The following is a 21,446-nucleotide window of genomic DNA, read 5'->3' as shown; positions in this document are numbered from 1 at the left end:
CTCCCGGCCTGATTTGCCGCTTGGCGGTGCCGACCTATTGCCGCTGGCGTGAGCTCGGCGCCGCCGGCGACGCCTGGTTCCGCACGTGGCGCATGCGCCTCCCCAACGAGCACTTGCACCACTTCGACCGCGACTCGCTGGTGGCACTGCTCGCACACAACGGCTTCGACTGCGTGATGCTGAACGGCTTCGAGGACGGCATCAGGCTGCGGCCCGGGGAGGTGGGGCCGAATATTCTGTCGGGGTTTTTTAGGAAGCGGTAGGACAGTCGCGTCCGCCGAGGTGGAGCCGGGCAGGGGACCCTCATGCGCGATGGCTCTCAGCTCCGCGAACTGACCGGCGGGGGAAAAGCTTCTCCCAGCTAGACTAAGCTCCGAATATCGGGCTGTATCAGCTCGGACATACTTCCAAGCAACGCATTGCAGAAGATCATGGCATTCGGGGTTTTCATTCACCGCTCGGATTCGCGATACAACGACCGCCCCGCAGAGCAATACCAATTTCCCCGACCGTATCTCAGCCGCGTCGAAGCATGCGTCGGCGACTGGATCATTTACTACGAACCCAGCAAGGTAAATGAGACCCGTGGCTACTACGCCGTAGCCAAAGTCCAACAGGTCATTCCTGATCCCGCGACGACCGACATGTATCTCGCTCTGATCGAGGACGGAACCTATCTCGATTTCGCCAATCCCGTTCCATTTAACGGGATTCATGGTCTCGTTGAACGAGGTTTGCTCAATGACGAGGGGCGTATTTCTGGTCGAGCCCAATCGGCCGTGCGCCCGATCAGCCCTGCCGACTTCAATCGCATTGTCGATCTGGGGCTAGACACGAATGAATTGCTGCTGCCGCGCGTTGATGAGGTTGGTGCCGGCTTTGAGGAAGAGCAGGTGCCATTCGAGTTCGAGCAGCCCCGCGACCGCGTGAGCTATCTTGGGTCTCGGATCATGCGGGACCGCATTTTCCGCCGCATCGTCCTGCGCGCCTATGACGAGCGCTGCGCGATCACGGGTCTGAAGTTGATAAATGGCGGCGGCCGAGCCGAAGTTTCTGCCGCTCATATTCGACCGGTCGAAGCGAACGGACCCGATATCATCAACAATGGGATTGCTCTCTCCGGCACAGCGCATTGGATGTTCGATCGCGGATTGATCAGCCTATCCGACGATCTGGAAATCCTGATCTCGCGGCAGGTCAACGACCTCGACAGCGTGCACGGATTCATCAACAAAACACGCCGCGCGCTTGCACCGAGCCGACCGTCTGAACGCCCGCACCCTCGGTTCTTGGAGTGGCACCGGGAGCATTGCTTTAAGCAGTGAAGCGTCGTGTCTTGTGGAGGGCCGTCTATCAACTGGCACGGCGTCCTTTGTCGGGGTGGGCTATCACTGTCGCAGGTAGTTCCGCTGCCTTTTCAAGGCCGGCGAGAGGGAGCTGCTGCTGTTTTTGTTTCTTACCCGGAATCGGCAATAGCAATTGCGGTTGTTCGCGTAGCTGCTCGGGAGTTTTGCGTCGCGTCTTCTTTGCAGATCGCATAGAGCCGGATGCAGTATCGGCCGCGGCACGCGACAGATTGAGCTCAAACAGCCTTGCCAAAGCATCTTCTTCCGAAATGTCGGCTGGCCAGCCATAGGCGGCGGCGACAGCAGTATCGAGTTCGCGGTGTGCGTCCACAAGCCATTGCGGGCGTTGGTTGTAGAGATTGGTCAAAGTCCGTTCAGAAAGGGTAGCTGCCGCGACCGCATCGTTAGGCGAAACTTGATCTGGATAGCCGACTACGACCTCAGACTCTATATGGACAAGATCGGCCGGATTGAGCCAAGCATTGCGGAGATGATCGAGCTGGCTAGCAGCTTCAGCAATAGCCCTTGCTCGAGGGTCGTTTGCGTTGAGTCTAGCGGGAACGTTCGGCGTTAAGCCGTCTGGGAATGGAAAGGTTTCGAACGTGGTTGTGGGCGTATAGCGAGGATCATTACCAACTCCGAGCCAAGTTCCTAATCGCAAAGACCATGCTTCGTGAAAGCGCGAGTGGAGCACTCCAAACGTTAAATCATCGTCGCGGGCAATCACAATGAGTTGGTGATCAGGGCATATCTTCTGGGACAGTCGAACGAAAAGGCGATGTTTGGCAACTGTTGGTGTCGCTATGTATCTCTGTGTCTTCGCAAGGGCAGTCCACATTGCAGGGCGAGGCTCAACATGGCGCCACCAGCGCTCGCGATACGCATCTCGTCGATTTTGGGCCCTTTCTGGAAACACATGCTCTTTCACGTACTCGAAGGGAGCTTCGTATAGGGAGGCTTCTTGTTCTAACAACTCCCACCCAAAATCGATAATCCACATGTCCCGCGCGCGACGAGTCATATCCATTCCGTTGCGCCAAGGGCGCAACACATCGGAATTGGGCCTGCCGTTGGGGTTGACAGGAAGCCGCAGCCATTCACGTGCAAGCGTTCCCGGAACATCAAAGGCACCACCCTTGGTGTCGCCCATGAATGCAACGTTGAGGTTCTCGGCGAGCCGACGAGCTCGCGTGAGGTTCGCGACGCTGGCTGTAAGATCTGGATTGATCTCCGGCACATCGTTGCCATCGAGCCGCAGCCGGTCCTCACCTTGGCCGAAGCATATGAGCGACACGCGAACGGCCGCTCCGTCGACAATCCACGGCTCATCACTCCAGGCTTCAAAAATGCGGCTCTCGGCCGCGATCCGGTCGAGGACCTTTCGGTTGGCACCCCCACGGATCGAGTTGGTGGCGACTAGCCCGACGCGTTGTGAGCGTCCGGATTTCAGAGCAGCGCGCGCTTTGTCAAACCAATAACAGACAAGGTCGGCTTCTCGGGAAACTTGGCCATCATAAACGTCGAATAGTCGATCCACGATTTCGTCACCCAAACCCTCGCGCATCAGCCGTATGCCGAGGAATGGAGGGTTGCCGACGATAAATTCAGCCTCAGGCCATTCGGTCGCGATAAACTTCGGACGGGCCGCCATAGCCTCTAGATTGTTATCCTCTCTCGTCTCGTCATTGACTGTCGTGACGAGCGCATCACCTTTCTCGATTGCTTTGAGCTTACGCAGGATGGGAATAGATTTCGAACGAATGCCGTTGCGAAGTTGCCACTGGATATCGCCTATCCAGATTGTAGTTCGGGCAAGCTCTGCCGCCGGAGTATTAATCTCGATTCCGCGAAGAATTTCTGGGCCGACGAGCGGCAGTTGCGGACTGAGACCGAGTATCTCGCACTCGAGATTGGCTCTGTTTTCAATATCCTTGACACCCTGGAGGGCGAGATAGAGAAAATTCCCTGATCCGCATGCAGGATCGAGGATGCGCAGATTGCGAAGTCGTTCCAGGAATTGGGAGCGGACTTCCTCCGCAGCTTCCTTTCGAGTCATGCGTCGGTGCGGTTTCTTGCGCATCGGTGGCGTGTTTTCGCCGTTCAATAACGCGACGATATGCTGTTTGGCGACCTCCCATTCTGCTCGAAGCGGCCTCAGAATTACGGGGTCAACAAGCTTCATGATTTTATCTGGATCAGTGTAGTGCGCTCCGATCTGCGCTCTCTTGTCTGGGTCGAGGAATCGCTCGAACAGTGTTCCGAAAATTGTCGGGTCGATTAGACTCCAGTCGAGGCTGTCGGCGGCAATCAACAGCCCGATGTCGCCGTCGTTGAGTGGCAGAGCGCGGCGGCCATCGAAAAGACCACCGTTGAACCAGGCGATTTCGGTGAGGTCAAACTCGCCACCGCCTTCCATCGCCTCAAATAATTTGCCGAGATAACCCCTTGCTCTCTCCGGGTTCTCGGCGGAGCGCCGTAGTAGCTTCGTGAATAATCCGTCCGGTAGCAGCTTCACGCTTTGGGCGAAGAAGCAGAACACGAGCTGATTGACGAAATGGGCAATTTCATCGGGCGTGCCCCGCCCCTGCAGACGTAGCGCTATTGTGGAGAACTTGTCTGCGGCCTCGGCCGTCACGGCGGCGCGCGTCTTGGTCGGTTTCAGTTTCTCGGGGTCGTAGAAGACATTGCGCAGGATTTCGCGCGGAGCCGGCTCGGCCAGATCGTCAAGCGTGATCTCGTAAGTCACTGGGACCGTATTCGTCCATGCAGTGTGGATCCGGAAACGCTCGATGTCGCAGACGACTTGTAGCGGCGGACTTTGCAGAGCTGGTGCGTAGCGGACAAGTTGAAGAAGGGCGTCATCGAGATTGCCGTTCTTTCGCTTATACTCCCAAGCAAAGTGGCCTCTTTTCCAGACGTCGGCAAAGCCGCGTCCACCTGCCACTTTGTTCGCGCCTTTCTCGAATGCGAAGAAATGACCTTTGGGATCTTCCTCAGTCGGCGTTGGATGGCCAAAGAGAGCGCAAAGATCGATGAAATGTTCCTGAGCTGCTTGGCGCTCAGTCAGTGAGGCTTTTTTCCCCTTATTGATGAACGCAACCGGCGTCATCACAGGTGCGAGCGCACCGGCACTCGAACTCACAACGCTACTCCCCTCGGCCCACCATCTATACCCCGGATGGCATCATAACAATTCAGTCTATTATCCAGGAAGTCAACTGAGGGCTGAAAAACAGGGTAAATCGTACCTCGATTTAACTTGCCTATTAGATGGGATATCCACCTTTCATGGAGGTAGCGTTGCTACTGACTGCACTTACACTTCCCAGTTTTGTGCAGGAACGGACACCCTCTGCGCATAGGCCTGAAACTCGCTTGGGGGTGCTGCTTTCACAGCGTAGGCCTCTTCATCACGTCGTCGGTTTCACGAAAAAATCCTTGCCTTCACGCCGATCTTCAATCTAATCTCCCTCTGAGAAAACCTTTTCCCAAATCGCCCCGCGCCCGCTGATCTCACCCGTCATCTTCGCGCAGGCGGTAAGAGAAAACCTTTTCCCAACTCAGGGAATTCGCCGCGACCATGTCTTCCGACGCCGAGCCAGCGCCAGTTTCCGCCAAGCCGCCGGTCACCCTGCGCGAGGTGGCGGCCGTGGCCGGCGTCAGCGTGGCGACGGCGTCCAAGGCGCTGAACGGGCAGGGGCGCATGACCGCCGAGACGCGCGAGCGCATCCGCGAGACGGCGCGGCGGCTCGGTTTCCGGCCGAACAGCCTGGCGCAGAGCCTACTTCGTAAGCGGAGCTTTACCGTCGGCCTGCTCACCAACGATACTTATGGCCGCTTCTCGCTGCCGCTGATGGCGGGCGTTTCGGATGCGCTGGTCGACAATGGCGTGTCGGTGTTCCTGTGCAATGTCGAGGACGACACGCGGCTCGGCCAGTTGCATGTCGAGGCCATGCTCGACAAGCGCGTCGACGGCATCATCGCCACGGGAAAACGCATCGACCGCCACCTGCCGGTCGACCTCTCCAATCTGCGCGTGCCCGTCGTCTATGCCTTCACCCAGCCCGATCCCGGCGCGGTCGGCCTTGTCTCCGACGATGCCGGCGGCGCGCGGCTGGCGGTCGAGCACTTTTTGCGGCTCGGGCGGCGCCGCATCGCCCATGTCAGCGGCCCGGAGAGCTTCGCGGTGGTGCACACGCGGGCCGACGCTTACCGCGATGTGCTGGAGGAGCACGGCTTGCCGACAGCCAAGCCGCTGCTGGGTGCCTGGTCGGAAGGCTGGGGCCACGAGGCGGTGGCGAAACTGTTCGGCAAGGCGGGCAGGGAAGGCTCGCCGGACGCCGTCTTCTGCGGCAACGACCAGATCGCGCGCGGCGTCATCGACGCGCTGCGCGAGCGCGGCATTCGCGTGCCCGACGATGTCGGCGTCATCGGCTTCGACAATTGGGAGATCGTGGCCGAGGCGACGCGCCCGCCGCTCACCTCGGTCGACATGAATCTTTCGACGCTCGGCCGCGAGGCCGGGCTCGCTCTGCTTTCGCTCGTGGGCGGCCAGCCGGCCACGCCGGGCATCAGGAAACTGCCGTGCCGGCTGGTGGTGCGTCAGTCATGCGGCCGTCCGCCGGGCGGTTGAGGCATCGAACGAAACGGCCGCCACGCAACGGCCAAACCGGGAGGAGAACCATGAGGAGGAATAAAGTGAAGACCTTGATTGCCAAGCTGGCCTTGGCCGCTGCCGTGATCGGCGGCGGCCTGCAGGCGGCGTCCGCCGAGACCGCCAACATCTGGGTGCGCGCCGACGGCTCGAACTTCATGCCGCGCATCGTCGACGCCTTCAACAAGGCGCATAAGGACCAGATCAAGCTCGACATCATCCCGAACGCCGAGATCATCCCGAAATACGGCGCCGCCGCCGCCGGCGGCACCGCGCCCGATGCGCTGTCGCTCGACCTGATCTACACGCCGTCCTTCTCCGCCGCCGGCCAGCTCGAGGACATCACCGACTGGGCGAAATCCTTGCCCTATTTTGCGAGCCTCTCGCCGGCGCATGTGAAGACCGGCACCTACAAGGGCCGCATCTACGGCCTGCCGTTTTCGGCCGATAGCTCGGTGCTGATCTGGAACAAGAAGCTGTTCAAGCAGGCGGGGCTCGATCCCGAGAAGGGGCCGGCCAACTGGGCCGAGATCGAGGCCGACGCCGAGAAGGTCAACGCGCTCGGCGGCGACATCAAGGGCTTCTATTTCTCCGGCAATTGCGGCGGCTGCAACATCTTCACCTTCACGCCGCTGATCTGGGCCTCGGGCGGCGACATCCTCTCCGAGGATGGCTCGAAGGCGACGCTCGACAGCCCGCAGCTGCGCGGCGCCATCGACCTCTACCGCTCGATGGTGAAGAAGGGTCTGGTGCCCGAAGGCGCGCAGACCGACACCGGCGCCAACTTCTTCGCCGCCTTCGCCGGAGGCAAGATCGGCCTCTCGCCGTCCGGCGCCTTCGCCATCGGCGCGCTCAACACCCAATATCCCGACGTCGACTACGGCATCACCTTCCTGCCGGGCAAGGATGGCGGCTGGTCGTCCTTCGCCGGCGGCGACAATTTCGTCGTCACCAAGGGCACCAAGAAGATCGCCGTGGTGAAGGAGTTTTTGGACTTCGCCTATTCGCTGGAAGGCCAGACCATCCTCGCCAAATACGGCAGCCTGCCGGTGCGCGGCGACATCGCCAAGGACGCGCTGAAGGACCTCGATCCGCGCTACCAGGTGGCGGCCGAGGCGATGGCCAAGGGCCGCACGCCCTATACGGTGGTGTTCAACGACCTGATCAACTCCGCCAACGGCCCGTGGACGCAGATGGTCAACGAGGTGTTCTTCGGCGACGATGTCGACGGCGCAATTTCGAACGCGCAGGAGACCATGCAGTCGATCATCGACCAGGCGCCGCAGAAGTAGGCGCCGGCCCTAACCTCCCCCTCGAGGGGAGGTCGGACCGCAGGTCCGGGTGGGGTCGCCCGCAAAGTGCTCGACGCTATCTCCCCGTCGGCGCGCTTCACGGAGGACCCCACCCCCGGCCTGCGGCCGGACCGTCCCCTCAAGGAGGAGGGGGACGCCGCGCTGAATGACAGGACTATTGCGTTGAGAAAGCTCACTTGCATTGCCGGTTCGGAGCATCGCGAGGTTCGCGCTCCCCTTCTCCCCTCGTGGGAGAAGGTGTCGCCGAAGGCGACGGATGAGAGGTGCTCCAGGGAAAGCCAGCGTCTCACTCCGCTGGAACACCCCTCATCCGTCTCGGCGCTGCGCGCCGATCCACCGCCCGGGGGCGAGCCACGGGTCTCGCCCCGTCCTTCGGACCCCACAAGGGGAGAAGGCGGAGCGAAACCATGACCGCCATCACCGCCACCTCCGCTCTCGCCCGGACGCGCGCCGGCGTCAGCCGCCGGCAATGGATGGGCATGCTCTATGTCCTGCCGGCGGTGGCCCTCGTCACCATCTTCTTCGTCATCCCGCTCGGCATGACGGCGTGGATGTCGCTGCACAACTGGCCGCTAATGGGCGAGCATGCCTTCATCGGCCTCGACAATTACTTTGCGATCCTGCGCGACACCCGCTTCTGGAACGCGCTCGAATTCACCTTCTACTACACGGTGGTCGTCACCATCGCGATCTTCGCCGTCGCCTTTCCGCTGGCGATCTTCATCGAGCGGCCGCGTCCGCTCACCAATCTCTACCGCACCGCCTTCTTCATGCCGGCGGTGGTGGGATTCGCATCGGCGAGCCTGCTCTGGTCATGGCTCTTGAATGTCGATTCCGGCCTGTTCAGCCCGGCCGCCTTCGACCTCGGCCTGACCGAGAAGAAGGTCAATCTTCTCGCCACCTTCCAGCCGGCCTTCTGGTCGATCATCGCCATGGTGGTCTGGAAGGTCGCCGGCTTCACCATGATCATCCTGATGACTGGGCTGCAGTCGATCCCGCAGGACCTGCAGGAGGCCGCCGTCATCGACGGGGCAGGGCCGTTCGCGAGGTTCAGGGCGATCACCTTGCCGCTGATGCGCCGCACGCTGGCGCTGGCGCTGATCCTGTCGGTCGCCGGCTCGATCCTCGCTTTCGACCAGTTCTACATCATCCTGCGCGGCGGCCCGCGCAACCAGACGCTGACGGCCGTGTACTGGATCTTCAACCAGTCCTTCGTGTCGTTCAAGCTGGGCTACGGCGCCGCGCTCTCGATGGTGCTGCTGGTCATCCTGGTGGCGCTCAGCCTCATCCAGCTCTGGCTGCTGCGCAAGCCCGAGGGGCTCGACTGATGGCCGAGGCGATGTCACAGAACCGCAAGGCGGCCTTCAACCTCGCCAGGCATTCCACCGGCATCATCGCCTCGGTGCTGTTCCTGGCGCCGATCGTCTGGACCGTGCTGTCGACCTTCAAGCCGGCGCAGGAGGCGCGCCAGCCGCCGCTGCCGCCCTGGCCGACCACTGGCTTCTCGATCGAGAATTATCAGACGCTGAACAGCTTCGGCGACGGGCTCTGGGCCTCGGCGCAGAACAGTATCTATGTCTCGGCAATGACGGTGTTGCTCTCGGTGCTGGTCAGCGTGCTCGCCGGCTACGGCTTCTCGCGTTTCCGCTTCCCGTTCCGGGATTTCTTCTTCGTCCTCATCCTGTCGACGATCATGATCCCGTTCCAGTCGATCCTGACGCCGATCTTCCTGGTGCTGACCAGACTGGGCCTCCACAACACGCTGACGGGGCTCGTCTGCGTCTACGTCACGCTGCAGTTGCCGTTCTCGATCTTCATGATGCGCAACGCCTTCGACGCCGTGCCGCGCGAGATCGAGGAGGCCGCGCGCATGGATGGCGCCAACAACGTCACCATGCTGGTCAAGGTGATGCTGCCGCTGGTCTGGCCGGGCGTCGTCACCATCGCGCTCTTCGCCTTCCTCGGCGCCTGGAACGAGTTCCTGGCCGCACTCGTGCTGATGACCGACCAGTCCAAATTCACCCTGCCAGTGATGATGACCGCGCTCCAGTCCGGCCGCTTCGGCGCCATCGACTGGGGCGCGGTGCAGGCGGGTGTCACGGTGATGATGGTGCCCTGCCTGATCCTGTTCCTGGCGCTGCAGCGCTTCTACATCCGCGGCCTGATGGCCGGGGCCGTCAAATGATTTGCCGCATTCGAATGGAGTGACGTTATGACCGCATCGCAGCACGCCGCCGCAACCGACACTGCCAAGCCGAAGCTCGCCTTCCGGCCGTTGCCGGTGCCGCAGGTCGATGTCCGCGGCTTCTGGGGCGATCGTGTCGATGCGGTGGCCGCCAAGACCGCCGGCATCCTCTACGACCGCTGCGTCGAGGCTCGCATGCTGGAGCAGATCGATCCGGACCGGCCGTCGCCGGGCGTCGTCATTCCGTTCCATTCGCCGTCGCCGGATGAGGCGGGCGCCCAGGGCGCCGAGTTCACCGGATCGACGGTGACGACGCAGATGTTCTGGGATTCCGACTGGGGCAAGACTATCGAGACCGCGGCCTATTCGCTCTACCGTCGCCGCAATCCGGAATTGGAAAAGAAGATCGATGCCGTCATCGACATGTACGGCAAGCTGCAGCAGCCGGACGGCTATCTATCGAGCTGGTACCAGCGCATCCAGCCCGGCCTGCGCTGGACCAACCTGCGCGACTGCCACGAGCTCTATTGCGCCGGCCATCTGATCGAGGGCGCCGTCGCCTACTACCAGGCGACGGGAAAGCGCAAGCTGCTCGACATCATGTGCCGCTATGCCGACCACATCGCCTCGATGTTCGGCCCGGAACCCGGCAAAAGGAAGGGCTACTGCGGCCATGAGGAGATCGAGCTGGCGCTGGTCAAGCTGGCGCGAGCGACGGGCGAGAAGAAATACATGGAGCTCGCCAAATATTTCATCGACCAGCGTGGCCAGCAGCCGCATTATTTCGACGAGGAGGCGCGCGCCCGCGGCGCCGACCCGAAGGCCTATCATTTCAAGACCTACGAATACAATCAGTCGCACAAGCCGGTGCGCGAGCAGGATAAGGTCGTCGGCCACGCGGTCAGGGCGATGTACCTCTTCTCCGGCATGGCCGACATTGCGACCGAATATGGCGACGACAGCTTGCGCGCGGCACTCGACAGGCTGTGGGACGATTTGACGACCAAGAGCCTCTATGTCACCGGCGGCCTCGGGCCATCAGCGCACAATGAAGGCTTCACCAGCGACTACGACCTGCCCAACGAGACCGCCTATGCCGAGACCTGCGCCTCGGTCGGCCTGGTGTTCTGGGCGAGCCGCATGCTCGGCATGGGGCCGAACGCCAGCTACGCCGACATGATGGAGCGCGCGCTGTACAACGGCTCGATCTCGGGCCTGTCGCTCGACGGTTCGCTGTTCTTCTACGAGAACCCGCTGGAAAGCCGGGGCGGCCACCACCGCTGGAAGTGGCACCGCTGCCCGTGCTGCCCGCCCAATATCGGCCGCATGGTGGCCTCCATCGGCAGCTATTTCTACGGCCTCGCCGATGATGCTCTGGCCGTGCACCTCTATGGCGACTCGACGGCGCGCTTCGAGATCGCCGGCCGGCCGGTCAGCCTCGTCCAGACCAGCAACTATCCCTGGGACGGCGCGGTCGCGATCGAGATCGAGGCCGAGACGCCGGTCGAGTTCACGCTTTACCTGCGCGTGCCCGCCTGGTGCCGCAAGGCTGCGCTGCAGGTGAATGGCAAGTTGGTCGATCTCGATACGGCGACGAGCGACGGCTACGCCGCGGTCCGGCGCGAATGGCGCCGGGGCGACAGGGTCGAGCTCGACCTCGAAATGTCGATGGCGCGCCTCTTTGCCAATCCACACGTGCGGCAAGACATCGGCCGCGTGGCGCTGGCGCGCGGCCCGCTGATCTACTGCGTCGAGGAAACCGACAATGGCGGCGGGCTGCATCGCATCGCCCTGCCGCGCGAGGCCAGGCTCGAGGCGCATGCCGAGCCGAACCTGCTCGGCGGCATCGTCACCCTCTCGGCGATCGGCAGCCGGGCAGGGGCGGACGACTGGGGCGGCGATCTCTACCGCGCCGAGCCGCCGGCGACCGAAGAGACGAAGCTCAAGGCCGTGCCGTATTTCGCCTGGGACAATCGCGATCCCGGCGAGATGCTGGTCTGGCTGAGGGAGGGCTGAGGGCCGGCGGCGGCGGTTTGCGTCGGGCGTAAATGCAAACGCCGCCGGCAAGTCCTCATCAGGGAAGGCCGTGCAAGCCTATTGAATGTCAGTGACGATGGCCGCTGCGTCGGTTGCCGGGACATTTGTGCCGACATTCATGCTGACTTCGGTCACCAGCTTGCGCCGAAGGGCCGTGACGTAGTCGTGCGCTCCCTTCGGTGATATCACGAAAGCTTGTGAGCCTCCGATGACGGATCGCGCAAAGTAGGATGCCAGCGGTTGGGCGGAATCCTCGTCGTCCGCCGGAATGGCGATCGCGTTGATCGTGTATCCCCTGGCGATGGCGTTTTCCCGGCTCGGCTGGACGGGCAGCCCGTCATTGTTCTCGCCGTTGGAGGAGATATCGATCACCTTCTTCATGGCATTTCCGGGAAACTCCCCGAGTAGAAGGCTTCCGACGTCGATTGCCGCCGAAACCGAAGTCCCGCCCCGGCCTCGACGGAGGTAGCCGGTATCGCCTTTTCCTCTGATCACCGACGCTGCTGCCTTGGCGTCTTCCAGGCCGCAGATGCGCGTCCAAGGCAGCACGGTGCGCGAGTAGCCGGGGCTCGACCATTCGAAATAGGCCACGCCGATGCAGCCGATGTAATTCTGGGAGATGGCGCTGATGATCTCGGGCGAGGTGAGCGCCGCGGCATGCCCCTCGCGCTGCAGGTCGGCGATCTTGGGATCGATCGAGGAGGAGAAGTCGACGGCGAAGACCACGGCGACGTCGACGTTCATCTTCGCGCTATCGACGTTGGCGGCCTGCGTGGCCGGCGCCCAAAACGCCGCGGCGGCGAGCGTCGCCAGTCTCAGCAAGGAATGGGCACGCTTTCCGGCTTGCCGGTCCGGCGACGCAGGAAATCCGCCGCGCGCCTGTGCGCGACAGAAGGCTGCGTCCGCAAGCAGGAGCAAGTTGGCTGTGAGCTTCGACATCCGCCGCACCCCCGGACCGGAAACCTGTGGCAGGTTTCAGTCATCCCTAATTCAGCGAAGCCTAATTGATGTATCGTCACGGCCGCGCTTGGAGGCGGGGCCCCGGAGGTTCCACAGCGTTAGTTTTGAGTTAGAATCTGGAGAAGGAGGCGGGCAGTTCCTCCAAAGCTACTCCACCTTCTCTACAAATTGCAGGAACTCAACCGGCGGGAGCAGGTTGAGCTTCCTGGCAACCTTCATGTTCACCAGATAGGCAAACTTGTCGATAGCTACGACCGGCATGTCGCCGGGCTTGGCGTTCTCCATCAGGATCTTGGCCACTTGGTCTCCCGCAAGCTTGCCGACGTCGTAGTCGCGGGCGGCCACCGACATCAGCGCTTGGGACTCGCCGACCAGATGCTCGTAGGGGCTGAGAACTGGCAGGCCGTTAGCCACGGCAGCATTGGTGAAGGCGTCGGCGTTCTTCTCCAGGAACGTGCTCGACCCCAGATAGACGAACTGCACGCCGGCTTGTTTCAACTGGGCGGCGGCGCCCGGAAGCTTGGCTGGATCCGGTGAGCCGTCTGGAAGTGCCGGGAGCGGCAAGGCATCGAAAGCGAACTTCATTTTCTGCGACAATGCCGTCAGTTCCTCCATCTTCTTCACGGAGTTGGGCTCGCTGCGATCGAACAGGAGACCCAGATGGTCGAAACTCGGCAGGTAGCGCTTGATGCTCTTGATGTTGACGCTTTCGGGGACCCTGTTTCGGGTGCCGGTCACATTGGCGCGGCCTGTTTTGTCGTAGCTCTCGATGATGCCCGCCCCGACCGGGTCGGCCACGACGGTGAACACCACCGGGATGTCGTTGAGAAATTCGGGATTCTGCTGATCCTTCAACGTGCCGACCATGCCGAGCGTGGTCTTTGTGCCCCAGGTGACCACCACGTCGGCCTTGCGCTGGCGTGCGTCCTTGATGAAGCCGGGCAGCTTGCTCTTGTCCTGTGCCGCATCGTCAACGACGAAGCTGACATCGACTTTCTTTTCCTCGAGCGAATCCTTCACGCCTTTACAGACATCCTCGCAGCCCAGCCAGGTGATCATCACGACAGTCTTCTTCGCCGCTTCCGCCTGAGGCGGGAGAACGACGCAAGCAGCCAGAACGGCCCCGATCAACATGCGATTTGCGAATTTCATGCTTTCCTCCCCTCGATGATCGGCAAGCCGAGGCTCGCCACGTGGTGGATAAAATACGTGCCAACGCCGGCTAGGACCAAAACGGCGATGAGGCCCATTCCGGCGGAGTAGCCAAACCGTCCTGCGACGCCGGCAATGACGATCAGGCCCGCCACGCTGCCGAGTCGCTCCATGACCCTTACCGTGCCGAGGAGTCTTTCCGAGCCGATATGGGCCAGCCGACCTTCCGCCAATTCCAGCACCGTGGCCGTCCGCGGCCCGGTCACCAGCCCGTAGCCGAGACCGGTTCCGATTGCGGCAGTTACCATGGTCCAGCTGGTGGTAACCGCCGCCGCCGCGAGCAGCGTCACTCCGCCAAGCAGCGCTCCGGCTATGGTGATGATCACTGCCGGAACCTTGTCCGCCGGAAGCCGCCCGTAAAGCGACCCCGACAGGATGACCATGAGGAAATAGATCATCATCATACGACCGGTATCGGCTGCGGAGGCGCCCAGCGCATTCATCTGCAGCGACAGCAGGTACGAGATGAAGACCTGATCGAGGATCGTCTGGGGCAGGATAATGCCAAACAGCAGTGTCGCGAACTTCCCGTCAGCCATCGTTCCAAGCAACTGCCCCAGGCTGGCGCGATCGCCCGTTTTGGCCATCGCCGAAACCTGGCTGGCTGCGGGCAGCATCTGGGTGATCATGGCAGCCGAGGTCAGGATCAAAGCTGCGCAGACCAGGAACACGCTTCGCTCGCCCAGGCGGTCGGCCATCACGCCGCCCAATGCAGTTCCGGCATAAAAGCCGCCGAACAGTGCCACATGGAACAGGCCGAGCGCCTGGCCGCGTTGCTCCTTTGGGGCAGCGTCGATGACGTAGTCTTGGCAGGAGAGCGAAGCAAAGGCATAGCCAATGCCGCTGAGAACACTGAAAAAGATGATTTCCACTACATTGCTGGAAATAAAGTAGCCAATGTTGGCGAGAGCCGCTGGGATCGATGCAAACAGGAACAGATTGCGGTGGCCAAAGCGCTTGGATAGCGGTCGCGCATAGGGTGAGCCGGCAACGATGGCGATGAGATAGGCGGCCAGCGGCAAGCTGATGACGATGCCTGGATTGAGCCAGGTCAACGGGTTGTCAGCGTCGCGGACATAAAGCGAAAAGAACGACAGCGAAAAGGAGTCGGCCGCTGCGATCAGGAACAGGGGAAGCCGCACATCGCTGAGACTGCAGAACCTCATGATCAACGGCCTGCCGGCCGGGATGATGAGACCCGGTTCCAATTGCAGGGCGCGGTTGCCATCGGGCAGTCCACGAACGGCCGCCATCATTGCGCCAAGCCGCTCCGCCCTCAAAGAAAGGGCTTGGCCCAGCCGATCGACGGCGCTGATCCCGTGTGCCAGTATGCTGCGGGAGAAATCACCGGCCGCCTGCAGCTTCAGAATGTAGTCGAGGCGGTTCAGCGGTGCGGCCAGCGAGTGGTTGGTCATGACCGAGACCAGTTCGACCGCCAAAAGAATTGTGACCAAAGTCACGACCAGGAGGTCGAGGACCACATCCCGGAACTCGCGCGACAGGTAGCCGGCATTCTTGATGACGACGAGATTGGCGATCGCCTTGCCGTCGACGACGATCGGCACCACGGTCCCGGTCTCACGCGTCGTAGCCGTCGGGGGCCGATCGCCCGCCTCCAGGATAGGGCGGTTGGTGACAAGGGCGAAGTAGGAGATTTCGGGAAAGTCGTGAAGCAGGGATCTGAAGAAATCCCGTCCCCCAACCATCATGTCGAGCGACACGCCGGCCTGGAGCGTGCGGGCGATGGCGTCATTGGCTATGGTGCCGATAAGCTTTGTACGTCTTTCAAGTTCGGGGGCGAAGGATTGATCTATGCTCCGGTAGGCGACGGCGCCGAGCGACACGGTTACCCCCAATACCAGGGCCGCAATGAGCAGCGTAAGCCTCCGCGACACTGCAATAGCCATGGGGCAGTCAGGAACCGAGATCACGTCAGCGCTCTGCACGCCTGCCGGTGGAATGCCTCCGCGGTCGGCTGGCATCAGCGCCGTAAGGTTCGCCAGTGCCATGCGGTATTTTGCGGTGCCGGCGACAAGTGCGGTGTGAAAATCGGCAAAATCGCGGCCCGCCACTATGGTGTCATCTTCGGCGTGGCTGGCGATATCGTCGAGGGTTTGAACGGTCGCGCGCAGCCGGTAGCGCAGCGCAAAGTAGGCCAGTGCCGAGAATCCGGCCAGGAGTGCTGCCGCCGACATCCGGATCTGCGAACTGATCAGGCTATTGTGCGTCCGCAATTCCTCCGTCGGGTAGATGACTGCTAATGCACCTGACGGTTCACCGCTCTCGTCCAGTATGCTCGCGCCGCTGACCAATGCGGCTGCCGTCTCAAGATCCCACATGCCATTTGAGCCCTCTTCCATGGCGCGCCCCATTTGCCGCGCGGTGAATGGAATGGGCACGTCCGACACCGACCAGACGACCTTGCCCGATAGATCGAGCAACACGATGTTGGAGATGGCCGGGTCTGTCTGAGAGGCCCGGTTCAGCAGGGCCTCTGCATTGCGTATCGTAGCGATCGGCAGACCCAACTCCGAGACCGACCTGAAAGGGGCGGCGGTTGCCGCTGCGATGACCGAAAGGCGTTGTCGCAAAAGCTGCGAATAGACGGCTTCATTCTGTAATTTTACAAGAACAGACAAGACGGTAATGACAATAGTAAGGACAATAGTTAAGGAAAGCCAGATTCGCGTAAGTAGAGTCATTGGTTGCTGTCTGGCCTTATAATTTATTATTTTCAATTCTATTTAGAGATAGAATCGAGTTGTTCATATGCAGCAGGAGTCGCCCGAAATCTGGCCGAACGATCAGCGGCGCCGGCTGCATGTCACCGCCCTACGCCTCCGTGGCAGCACTCTAGTTGATTTGCCGTCACGACAGCGCTTGAAGGCGCGGTCTTACGGTTTGCGAAGCGTTAGTTTTGAGTTAGGATTCCGTCAGGCTCGGGGCCCTAAGCAATGGCAAGTTGGGACAGCTGCGCTGTCGGCAGAATCTCACTCCTCGGCGGTTTCCAGATTGAAAAGGAAGCTGGCGGTCCGGTTTGGTTGACCGGAAAACGAGGCCCGGCGATCCTCGCTTATCTGGCCCGCTGCCCAAGCATGGCCGCGCCAAGGGAACGGCTGGCTGATCTCTTGTGGAGCGACAGCGACAGCGAACACTCGCGCAACAGTCTGCGTCAAACGCTCAGCGTCCTGCGACGGGATCTGTCGCGAGCAGGCATGGATATCCTTCACGCCCGCAAGGACCTGATCGGCCTCAGGCCTGACGCCGTACGGGTTGACGTCGAGGATTTTGAAACCGGTCTGTCGGCACGTTCTGCACCGGATCTCGAAACTGCCCTGGCGCTTTACACCGGGCCGTTTCTCGATGGCTTTTATGTCGGGAGCAACGCTTTCGATGATTGGGCGGCATCGGAACGTGAAAGGCTGCTGAGCCGCGCGATTCAGTCATTGGAAAAGCTCGCTCGTCTCGTGGACGGTGAAAGCGGACTGGCCGTGGCTGATCGAATTCTGGCCATGGAGCCGACTCGAGAGGAGTCCTACCGCCTGAAGATGGAGCTGCTCGTGGCGTGCGGCCGGCGAGACAAGGCCCAGCGAACGTTCGAAGCTTGCAGAAGCGTGTTGAAGAACGAGTTCGGTGTCGACGTCAGCCCGGAGACGAGAGCGCTTTGGCAATCTCTTTCTGTCGCCGATATTTCATCAAGCCAGCAATCGACAAACGGTGTTCCGGGCGGTCAGCGCCTGGGGCGTCCATCCATCAGCGTCGCCGACTTCGTCAATCTGACGGGCGAGCGCGGCGACGATTTTTTCGCCAAGGGCCTGGTCCATGACATCACCACGGCGCTTTCCGAGGTGGCCGACTACGTCGTGCTCTCCGGCCTCCCGCCGCTTGAGAAGGGCGGCGAGGAATCCAAGGCGACGACAGCCCCGCGTGCCCGCTACATGCTCAACGGCAGCATCCAGAGGTCCGGGGACGAACTGAGGGTGAATGTTCAGTTGGTCGACGCCGCCGATGGCCACAATATCTGGGCACAGAAATTCGATGGCCACTCGCAGGACGCGCTCGAATTCCAGGACAGGATCGCGCAGGCGGTTGTGCTGGCGGTCAGCCTCGAACTTCAACTGACCAATTGGAAGGTCCGCGACAAGAGCCCGCCGGGCACCCCCGAAGTGCGCAGGTTGGTGAATGAAGCTCTGATGAAGTACTTCGAGATGACACGGGACTCGCTCCTGGTGTCGAAGGAACTCGCCGAAAAGGCCCTGTCGATTGCGCCCGAAAATGCTCGGGCAAAGCGGACACTCTCGATCGCGATCACGATGGGACTTGCATTTGGTGCGCTGCCTGGCAAGCGCGAGCACATCGACAATGCGATCCGGCTTGCCGAAGACGCGGTAAGGGCCGTGCCGGATGATGAAATCGCCCGTTGCATCCTGTCTTTTGCCTATTTGCGCGACGGCCGGATCGACGAGGCGATCGTCGAATGCCGTCACGCGGTCAGCCTCAACCCGAGCTATCCGAGCGGCCACGGCGATCTCGGCGAGCTCTACGGCCTGCGCGGCCAGGTGAGCGAGGCGCTGCGCGAGGCCAATGAAGCGATCCGGCTCGGCGCGCACGACGCCATTGACTTCTGGCGCCATCATGGCCTGACTGTGGCGCTGTTCGCCGGCGGCGACGACCGCCGGGCGCTCGAAGTCGCCCGCAGGGTGGTCAGGACAAAGCCGGGTTTCGTCCGCGGCGCCCTTTACTGGGCGGCTGCTGCTTCGGCGACCGGCAACAATGAGGAAGCCTCACGCGCCATCCATCATTGCCTGTCGCAGCTTCCACATCTCAACCTGGGCAATGTCTGTCCCGGTTTTATGCCGCGCTATGTGAAGGATGAGCATCACGCCCGGTTTCTCGAAATGCTGGCGCGAGCCGGCCTTCCGAACTCTTAACTTCGCGATGCCGGAGCGCCGGCATTGCGCTCATCCTCAAGCGCGGCCCGCACAAATGCGTTTGCTGCCCACACCGATAGGGCTTCGCCCTCCGCGACGCCGAGGCCGCAGACATCGCGCTGGACGATAAGCGCCTCCCAGCCGATCACCATGGCAAGCGCCCCAACGAGCTGGTTCCAGCGCGTCGGGTCCAGCCGATCCCGCAACGGCGACAAAGCCTGCTCGATCCATTCGATCCGGCGGTAGCCACGGCGCGGCGCGCCCTCTGCTGGCGGTTCTCCATCGACCGTGAGCTTGATCAGCGAGCGGCCGAGCTTTTCAACTTCGGGACTGACGTGGTGCAGCGCGCGGACCAGATGCTCCACGCGGGCCCCGCTGTCATCGCTCGCCTGTTCGATGGCGCGATCGACCGACGCTTGGGCGAGCGCGCCGACGGTCGCGTCGAGCAGCAGCTGATCGAAGCTCGGGAAGTAGAGATAGACGGTCCGCCGCGACACGTCGGCCGCGGCCGCCACGTCGTTGACGGTCGGCGTCTCGCCGCGGGCGAGCAGCGCGATCGCGGCGTCGACGATCGCCTTGCGGGTGCGTCGCTTCTGTGCGGCGCGAGGGTGCTGATTGACATTCATGCAAGCTGAGTATACCGAAGTGCATTAATTGCACAAGAGTGCAATATAGACATCAAGCACATTGAAAGGGGCTTTCATGACAATCTCCAGCCATACCGCCGATCACGCTCGTTTCCTGGGGCCGGGTGAGGGGGAAGCAATCTGGTTTCTGAGAAACCGCATGACCGTAAAGGCTCTTGCCGAGGACACCGGAGGCGCCTTCGGCCTGCTGGAATCTCTGATCGCGCCGGGTTTCTCGCCGCCGTTGCACGTCCATCACCGCGAGGACGAGTCCTTCTATGTGATGGAAGGGGAATTGACGATGAAATGCGGCGATCGCATCTTCCGGGCTACTGCGGGTTCATTCGTGTTCCTGCCGAGAAACGTTCCCCACACTTTTGTGGTCGAAGGCGACAAGCCGGTACGGATGCTGACGCTGCTGACGCCGGGTGGCGGGGAGGGCGTTTTCATCGACGGCGGACGGCCGGCCGAGGCGGAAGGATTGCCGCCGGCAACGCCGCCGGACATCGAGGCTCTCAAGCGTGTGAGCGCTCGCTATGAGGCCGAAATCATCGGGCCGCCAATGGCGCCGACCGCCAGCCACGCTGCGGCCAGGGCCTGACTTCGCTATAGATGCACGTAAGCCGTCAGCGGCAGGTGATCGGAGGCGACCCGCGACAGCGGCGTGTCATGCGCCTCCACCGCCGAAACCATGCCGTTCCGGTTGCCCATGATCCGGTCGAGCGCCAGCACCGGCAGGCCGGACGGGAAGGTAGGCACGGCAGGAGGCGTGTGGCCGAACGTCGTGTGCAGCGTGTTGAGCGCCGAGCGGTTGCCCAATCGCCACTCGTTCAGGTCGCCGAGCAAAAGCGTCGGCCTTTCATCCGCGCTGCTCATGATATCGAGCACGACGCGGGCCTGTTCCGAGCGCGAGCGGCGCAACAGCCCGAGATGGGCCGCGATGACGCGCAGCGTCCGGCTCTCGTCGAGATCGATCTCGGCGACCAGCGCCCCGCGCGGCTCCAGGCCGGGCAGCTTGATCTGGTGCACATCGCGCACGGTGCCGCGCTTGAACAGAAGCACGTTGCCGCGCCAGCCATGGCCCTTGCCGTTTCCGAGAACCGGCACCGGCACCAGACCTGTTTCCAGTTCGAGGTGCGCAAGGTCGAGCAACCCGGCGCGGTCGCCGAAGCGGTTATCGGCCTCCTGCAATGCGATCACATCGGGGCTGATTTCCCGGATCACGCGCGCGGTCCGCTCGGGGTCGAATTTGCGGTCGGTGCCGATGCATTTGTGAACATTGTAGGAGGCGACCACCATCTCGGCGCCGTTCACCCGCTTGCGGGGCGTCGACATTGCCTTGCGTGCATTTCTGCCGCGGATCGACAGGAGCACGGTCTCCGGAAGGCTGCGTCGGTTTCTGTCCATATGTCTGCTGCTCGTCTTCCTCGTCTATAGATAGGGCGATCCCAGCCACAGCAATCGGTCGAAAACGCGAATGACGAACGGCCGGGCCATCAGCGTCTGCAGTGTTACCGGTTGGGCGGCAGCGATCGCTGCGCCGATGCGGGCATCGATCTCTCCGGCGAAATTGGCATCCAGGACCTCCATGTCGATCTCGAAATTCAGCCTGAGCGACCGGGCGTCGAGATTGGACGAGCCGACATAGGCCCACACGCCGTCGATAGCCATCAGTTTCGAATGATCGAACGGGCCGTTGTGGCGCCAGACCCGGCAGTAATTCTTCAGAACCTGGTCGAACTGCGCCGTCATGGCATGGTCGACGAGGAAAAGGTTGTTCACCGCCGGCACCACGATGTCGATCTCGACGCCGCGCCGGCCGGCCGTGGTCAGCGCGCTGATCAGCTCACGGTCCGGCAGGAAATAGGGCGACATGATGCGGATCGATTTGCGGGCGACCGAAAACGCCCCCATCAGCAGCTTGTGGTTGGTTTCGTTCGAGGCGTCCGGCCCCGTCGCCACGGCCCGGACCAACATCGGCTGACCGGGCGGCGGCGCGTTTCGTTCGACTTGCCAGACATCGCCCTTCAGCGCCTCGTTGCCGGCGAAGCGCCAGTCCTCGGCCGCCACCGAGAACAGGTCGGTCACCACCGGCCCGGTGACCTCGAAATGCGTGTCCCTGGAGCTCTCGGAGCCGGCGAATTCGGCCGAAAATCCCTTGCGGATGTTCATGCCTCCCGTG

At 62.0% G+C, this 21,446-nt stretch carries 15 protein-coding genes and 1 pseudogene; 9 read left to right on the top strand and 7 right to left on the bottom strand.

Annotated elements, in window-relative coordinates:
* Positions 1–263, top strand: a pseudogene (locus tag EOA38_RS06280) (class I SAM-dependent methyltransferase); the annotation flags it as partial.
* A gap of 168 nt (positions 264–431) precedes the next feature.
* A complete protein-coding gene (locus EOA38_RS06275) occupies positions 432–1,325 on the top strand; it encodes an HNH endonuclease (RefSeq protein ID WP_127298755.1) in 894 nt (297 codons plus the stop codon).
* 28 nt (positions 1,326–1,353) lie between these two features.
* On the opposite strand, the gene EOA38_RS06270 is transcribed toward EOA38_RS06275, so the two are convergent.
* Complete coding sequence (locus EOA38_RS06270; RefSeq protein ID WP_210212954.1) at positions 1,354–4,488, bottom strand: class I SAM-dependent DNA methyltransferase; 3,135 nt, start codon at positions 4,486–4,488, stop codon at positions 1,354–1,356.
* A gap of 438 nt (positions 4,489–4,926) precedes the next feature.
* Here EOA38_RS06270 and EOA38_RS06265 point away from each other — a divergent pair, with 438 nt between their 5' ends.
* The 5 genes from EOA38_RS06265 to EOA38_RS06245 all read left to right on the top strand — a co-directional run bounded on the left by EOA38_RS06265 (position 4,927) and on the right by EOA38_RS06245 (position 11,514).
* Positions 4,927–5,979, top strand: coding sequence for a LacI family DNA-binding transcriptional regulator (locus tag EOA38_RS06265; protein ID WP_127298754.1), 1,053 nt, complete (start codon positions 4,927–4,929; stop codon positions 5,977–5,979).
* A 65-nt stretch (positions 5,980–6,044) separates the two neighbouring features.
* Positions 6,045–7,292, top strand: coding sequence for a sugar ABC transporter substrate-binding protein (locus EOA38_RS06260; RefSeq protein WP_127298753.1), 1,248 nt, complete (start codon positions 6,045–6,047; stop codon positions 7,290–7,292).
* 428 nt (positions 7,293–7,720) lie between these two features.
* Positions 7,721–8,641 carry a sugar ABC transporter permease gene (locus EOA38_RS06255; RefSeq protein ID WP_127298752.1) on the top strand — a complete coding sequence of 307 codons (921 nt, stop codon included), beginning with the start codon at positions 7,721–7,723 and terminating at the stop codon, positions 8,639–8,641.
* Positions 8,641–9,498, top strand: coding sequence for a carbohydrate ABC transporter permease (locus EOA38_RS06250; protein WP_127298751.1), 858 nt, complete (start codon positions 8,641–8,643; stop codon positions 9,496–9,498). The genes EOA38_RS06255 and EOA38_RS06250 overlap by 1 nt, the downstream gene beginning before the upstream one ends.
* Before the next feature lie 27 nt (positions 9,499–9,525).
* On the top strand, positions 9,526–11,514 hold the full coding sequence (locus tag EOA38_RS06245) for a glycoside hydrolase family 127 protein (protein WP_127298750.1): 1,989 nt from the start codon (positions 9,526–9,528) through the stop codon (positions 11,512–11,514).
* 78 nt (positions 11,515–11,592) lie between these two features.
* Here the strand turns inward: EOA38_RS06245 and EOA38_RS06240 are convergent, their stop codons facing one another.
* From EOA38_RS06240 to EOA38_RS06230, 3 genes are all read right to left on the bottom strand, one after another.
* Positions 11,593–12,279, bottom strand: coding sequence for a DUF1194 domain-containing protein (locus EOA38_RS06240; RefSeq protein WP_127298756.1), 687 nt, complete (start codon positions 12,277–12,279; stop codon positions 11,593–11,595).
* 363 nt (positions 12,280–12,642) lie between these two features.
* On the bottom strand, positions 12,643–13,647 hold the full coding sequence (locus EOA38_RS06235) for an ABC transporter substrate-binding protein (RefSeq protein WP_127298749.1): 1,005 nt from the start codon (positions 13,645–13,647) through the stop codon (positions 12,643–12,645).
* A complete protein-coding gene (locus tag EOA38_RS06230) occupies positions 13,644–16,346 on the bottom strand; it encodes an MFS transporter (RefSeq protein WP_189434518.1) in 2,703 nt (900 codons plus the stop codon). The genes EOA38_RS06235 and EOA38_RS06230 overlap by 4 nt, the downstream gene beginning before the upstream one ends.
* 315 nt (positions 16,347–16,661) lie before the next feature.
* On the opposite strand from EOA38_RS06230, the gene EOA38_RS06225 reads away from it, so the two are divergent.
* Positions 16,662–18,638, top strand: coding sequence for a BTAD domain-containing putative transcriptional regulator (locus EOA38_RS06225; RefSeq protein WP_126094385.1), 1,977 nt, complete (start codon positions 16,662–16,664; stop codon positions 18,636–18,638).
* On the opposite strand, the gene EOA38_RS06220 is transcribed toward EOA38_RS06225, so the two are convergent.
* Positions 18,635–19,264, bottom strand: a complete 630-nt coding sequence (locus EOA38_RS06220) for a TetR/AcrR family transcriptional regulator (protein WP_127298747.1) — start codon at positions 19,262–19,264, stop codon at positions 18,635–18,637. The genes EOA38_RS06225 and EOA38_RS06220 overlap by 4 nt on opposite strands.
* A 160-nt stretch (positions 19,265–19,424) precedes the next feature.
* Here EOA38_RS06220 and EOA38_RS06215 point away from each other — a divergent pair, with 160 nt between their 5' ends.
* Positions 19,425–19,865, top strand: a complete 441-nt coding sequence (locus EOA38_RS06215) for a cupin domain-containing protein (protein WP_210212953.1) — start codon at positions 19,425–19,427, stop codon at positions 19,863–19,865.
* A 5-nt stretch (positions 19,866–19,870) separates the two neighbouring features.
* Here the strand turns inward: EOA38_RS06215 and EOA38_RS06210 are convergent, their stop codons facing one another.
* Together EOA38_RS06210 and EOA38_RS06205 are read right to left on the bottom strand one after the other, a co-directional pair.
* Complete coding sequence (locus tag EOA38_RS06210) at positions 19,871–20,671, bottom strand: endonuclease/exonuclease/phosphatase family protein (protein WP_126094382.1); 801 nt, start codon at positions 20,669–20,671, stop codon at positions 19,871–19,873.
* A 24-nt stretch (positions 20,672–20,695) separates the two neighbouring features.
* Positions 20,696–21,446: phospholipase D-like domain-containing protein (locus EOA38_RS06205; RefSeq protein WP_245480778.1), on the bottom strand; the 751-nt coding region annotated here is incomplete at its 5' end.

It is taken from the genome of Mesorhizobium sp. M1E.F.Ca.ET.041.01.1.1 (assembly GCF_003997355.1).
In the GTDB taxonomy this organism is placed as follows: domain Bacteria; phylum Pseudomonadota; class Alphaproteobacteria; order Rhizobiales; family Rhizobiaceae; genus Mesorhizobium.
The sequence above is the reverse complement of the archived record's forward strand: the minus strand, read 5'-3'. Positions and strand labels throughout refer to the sequence as shown.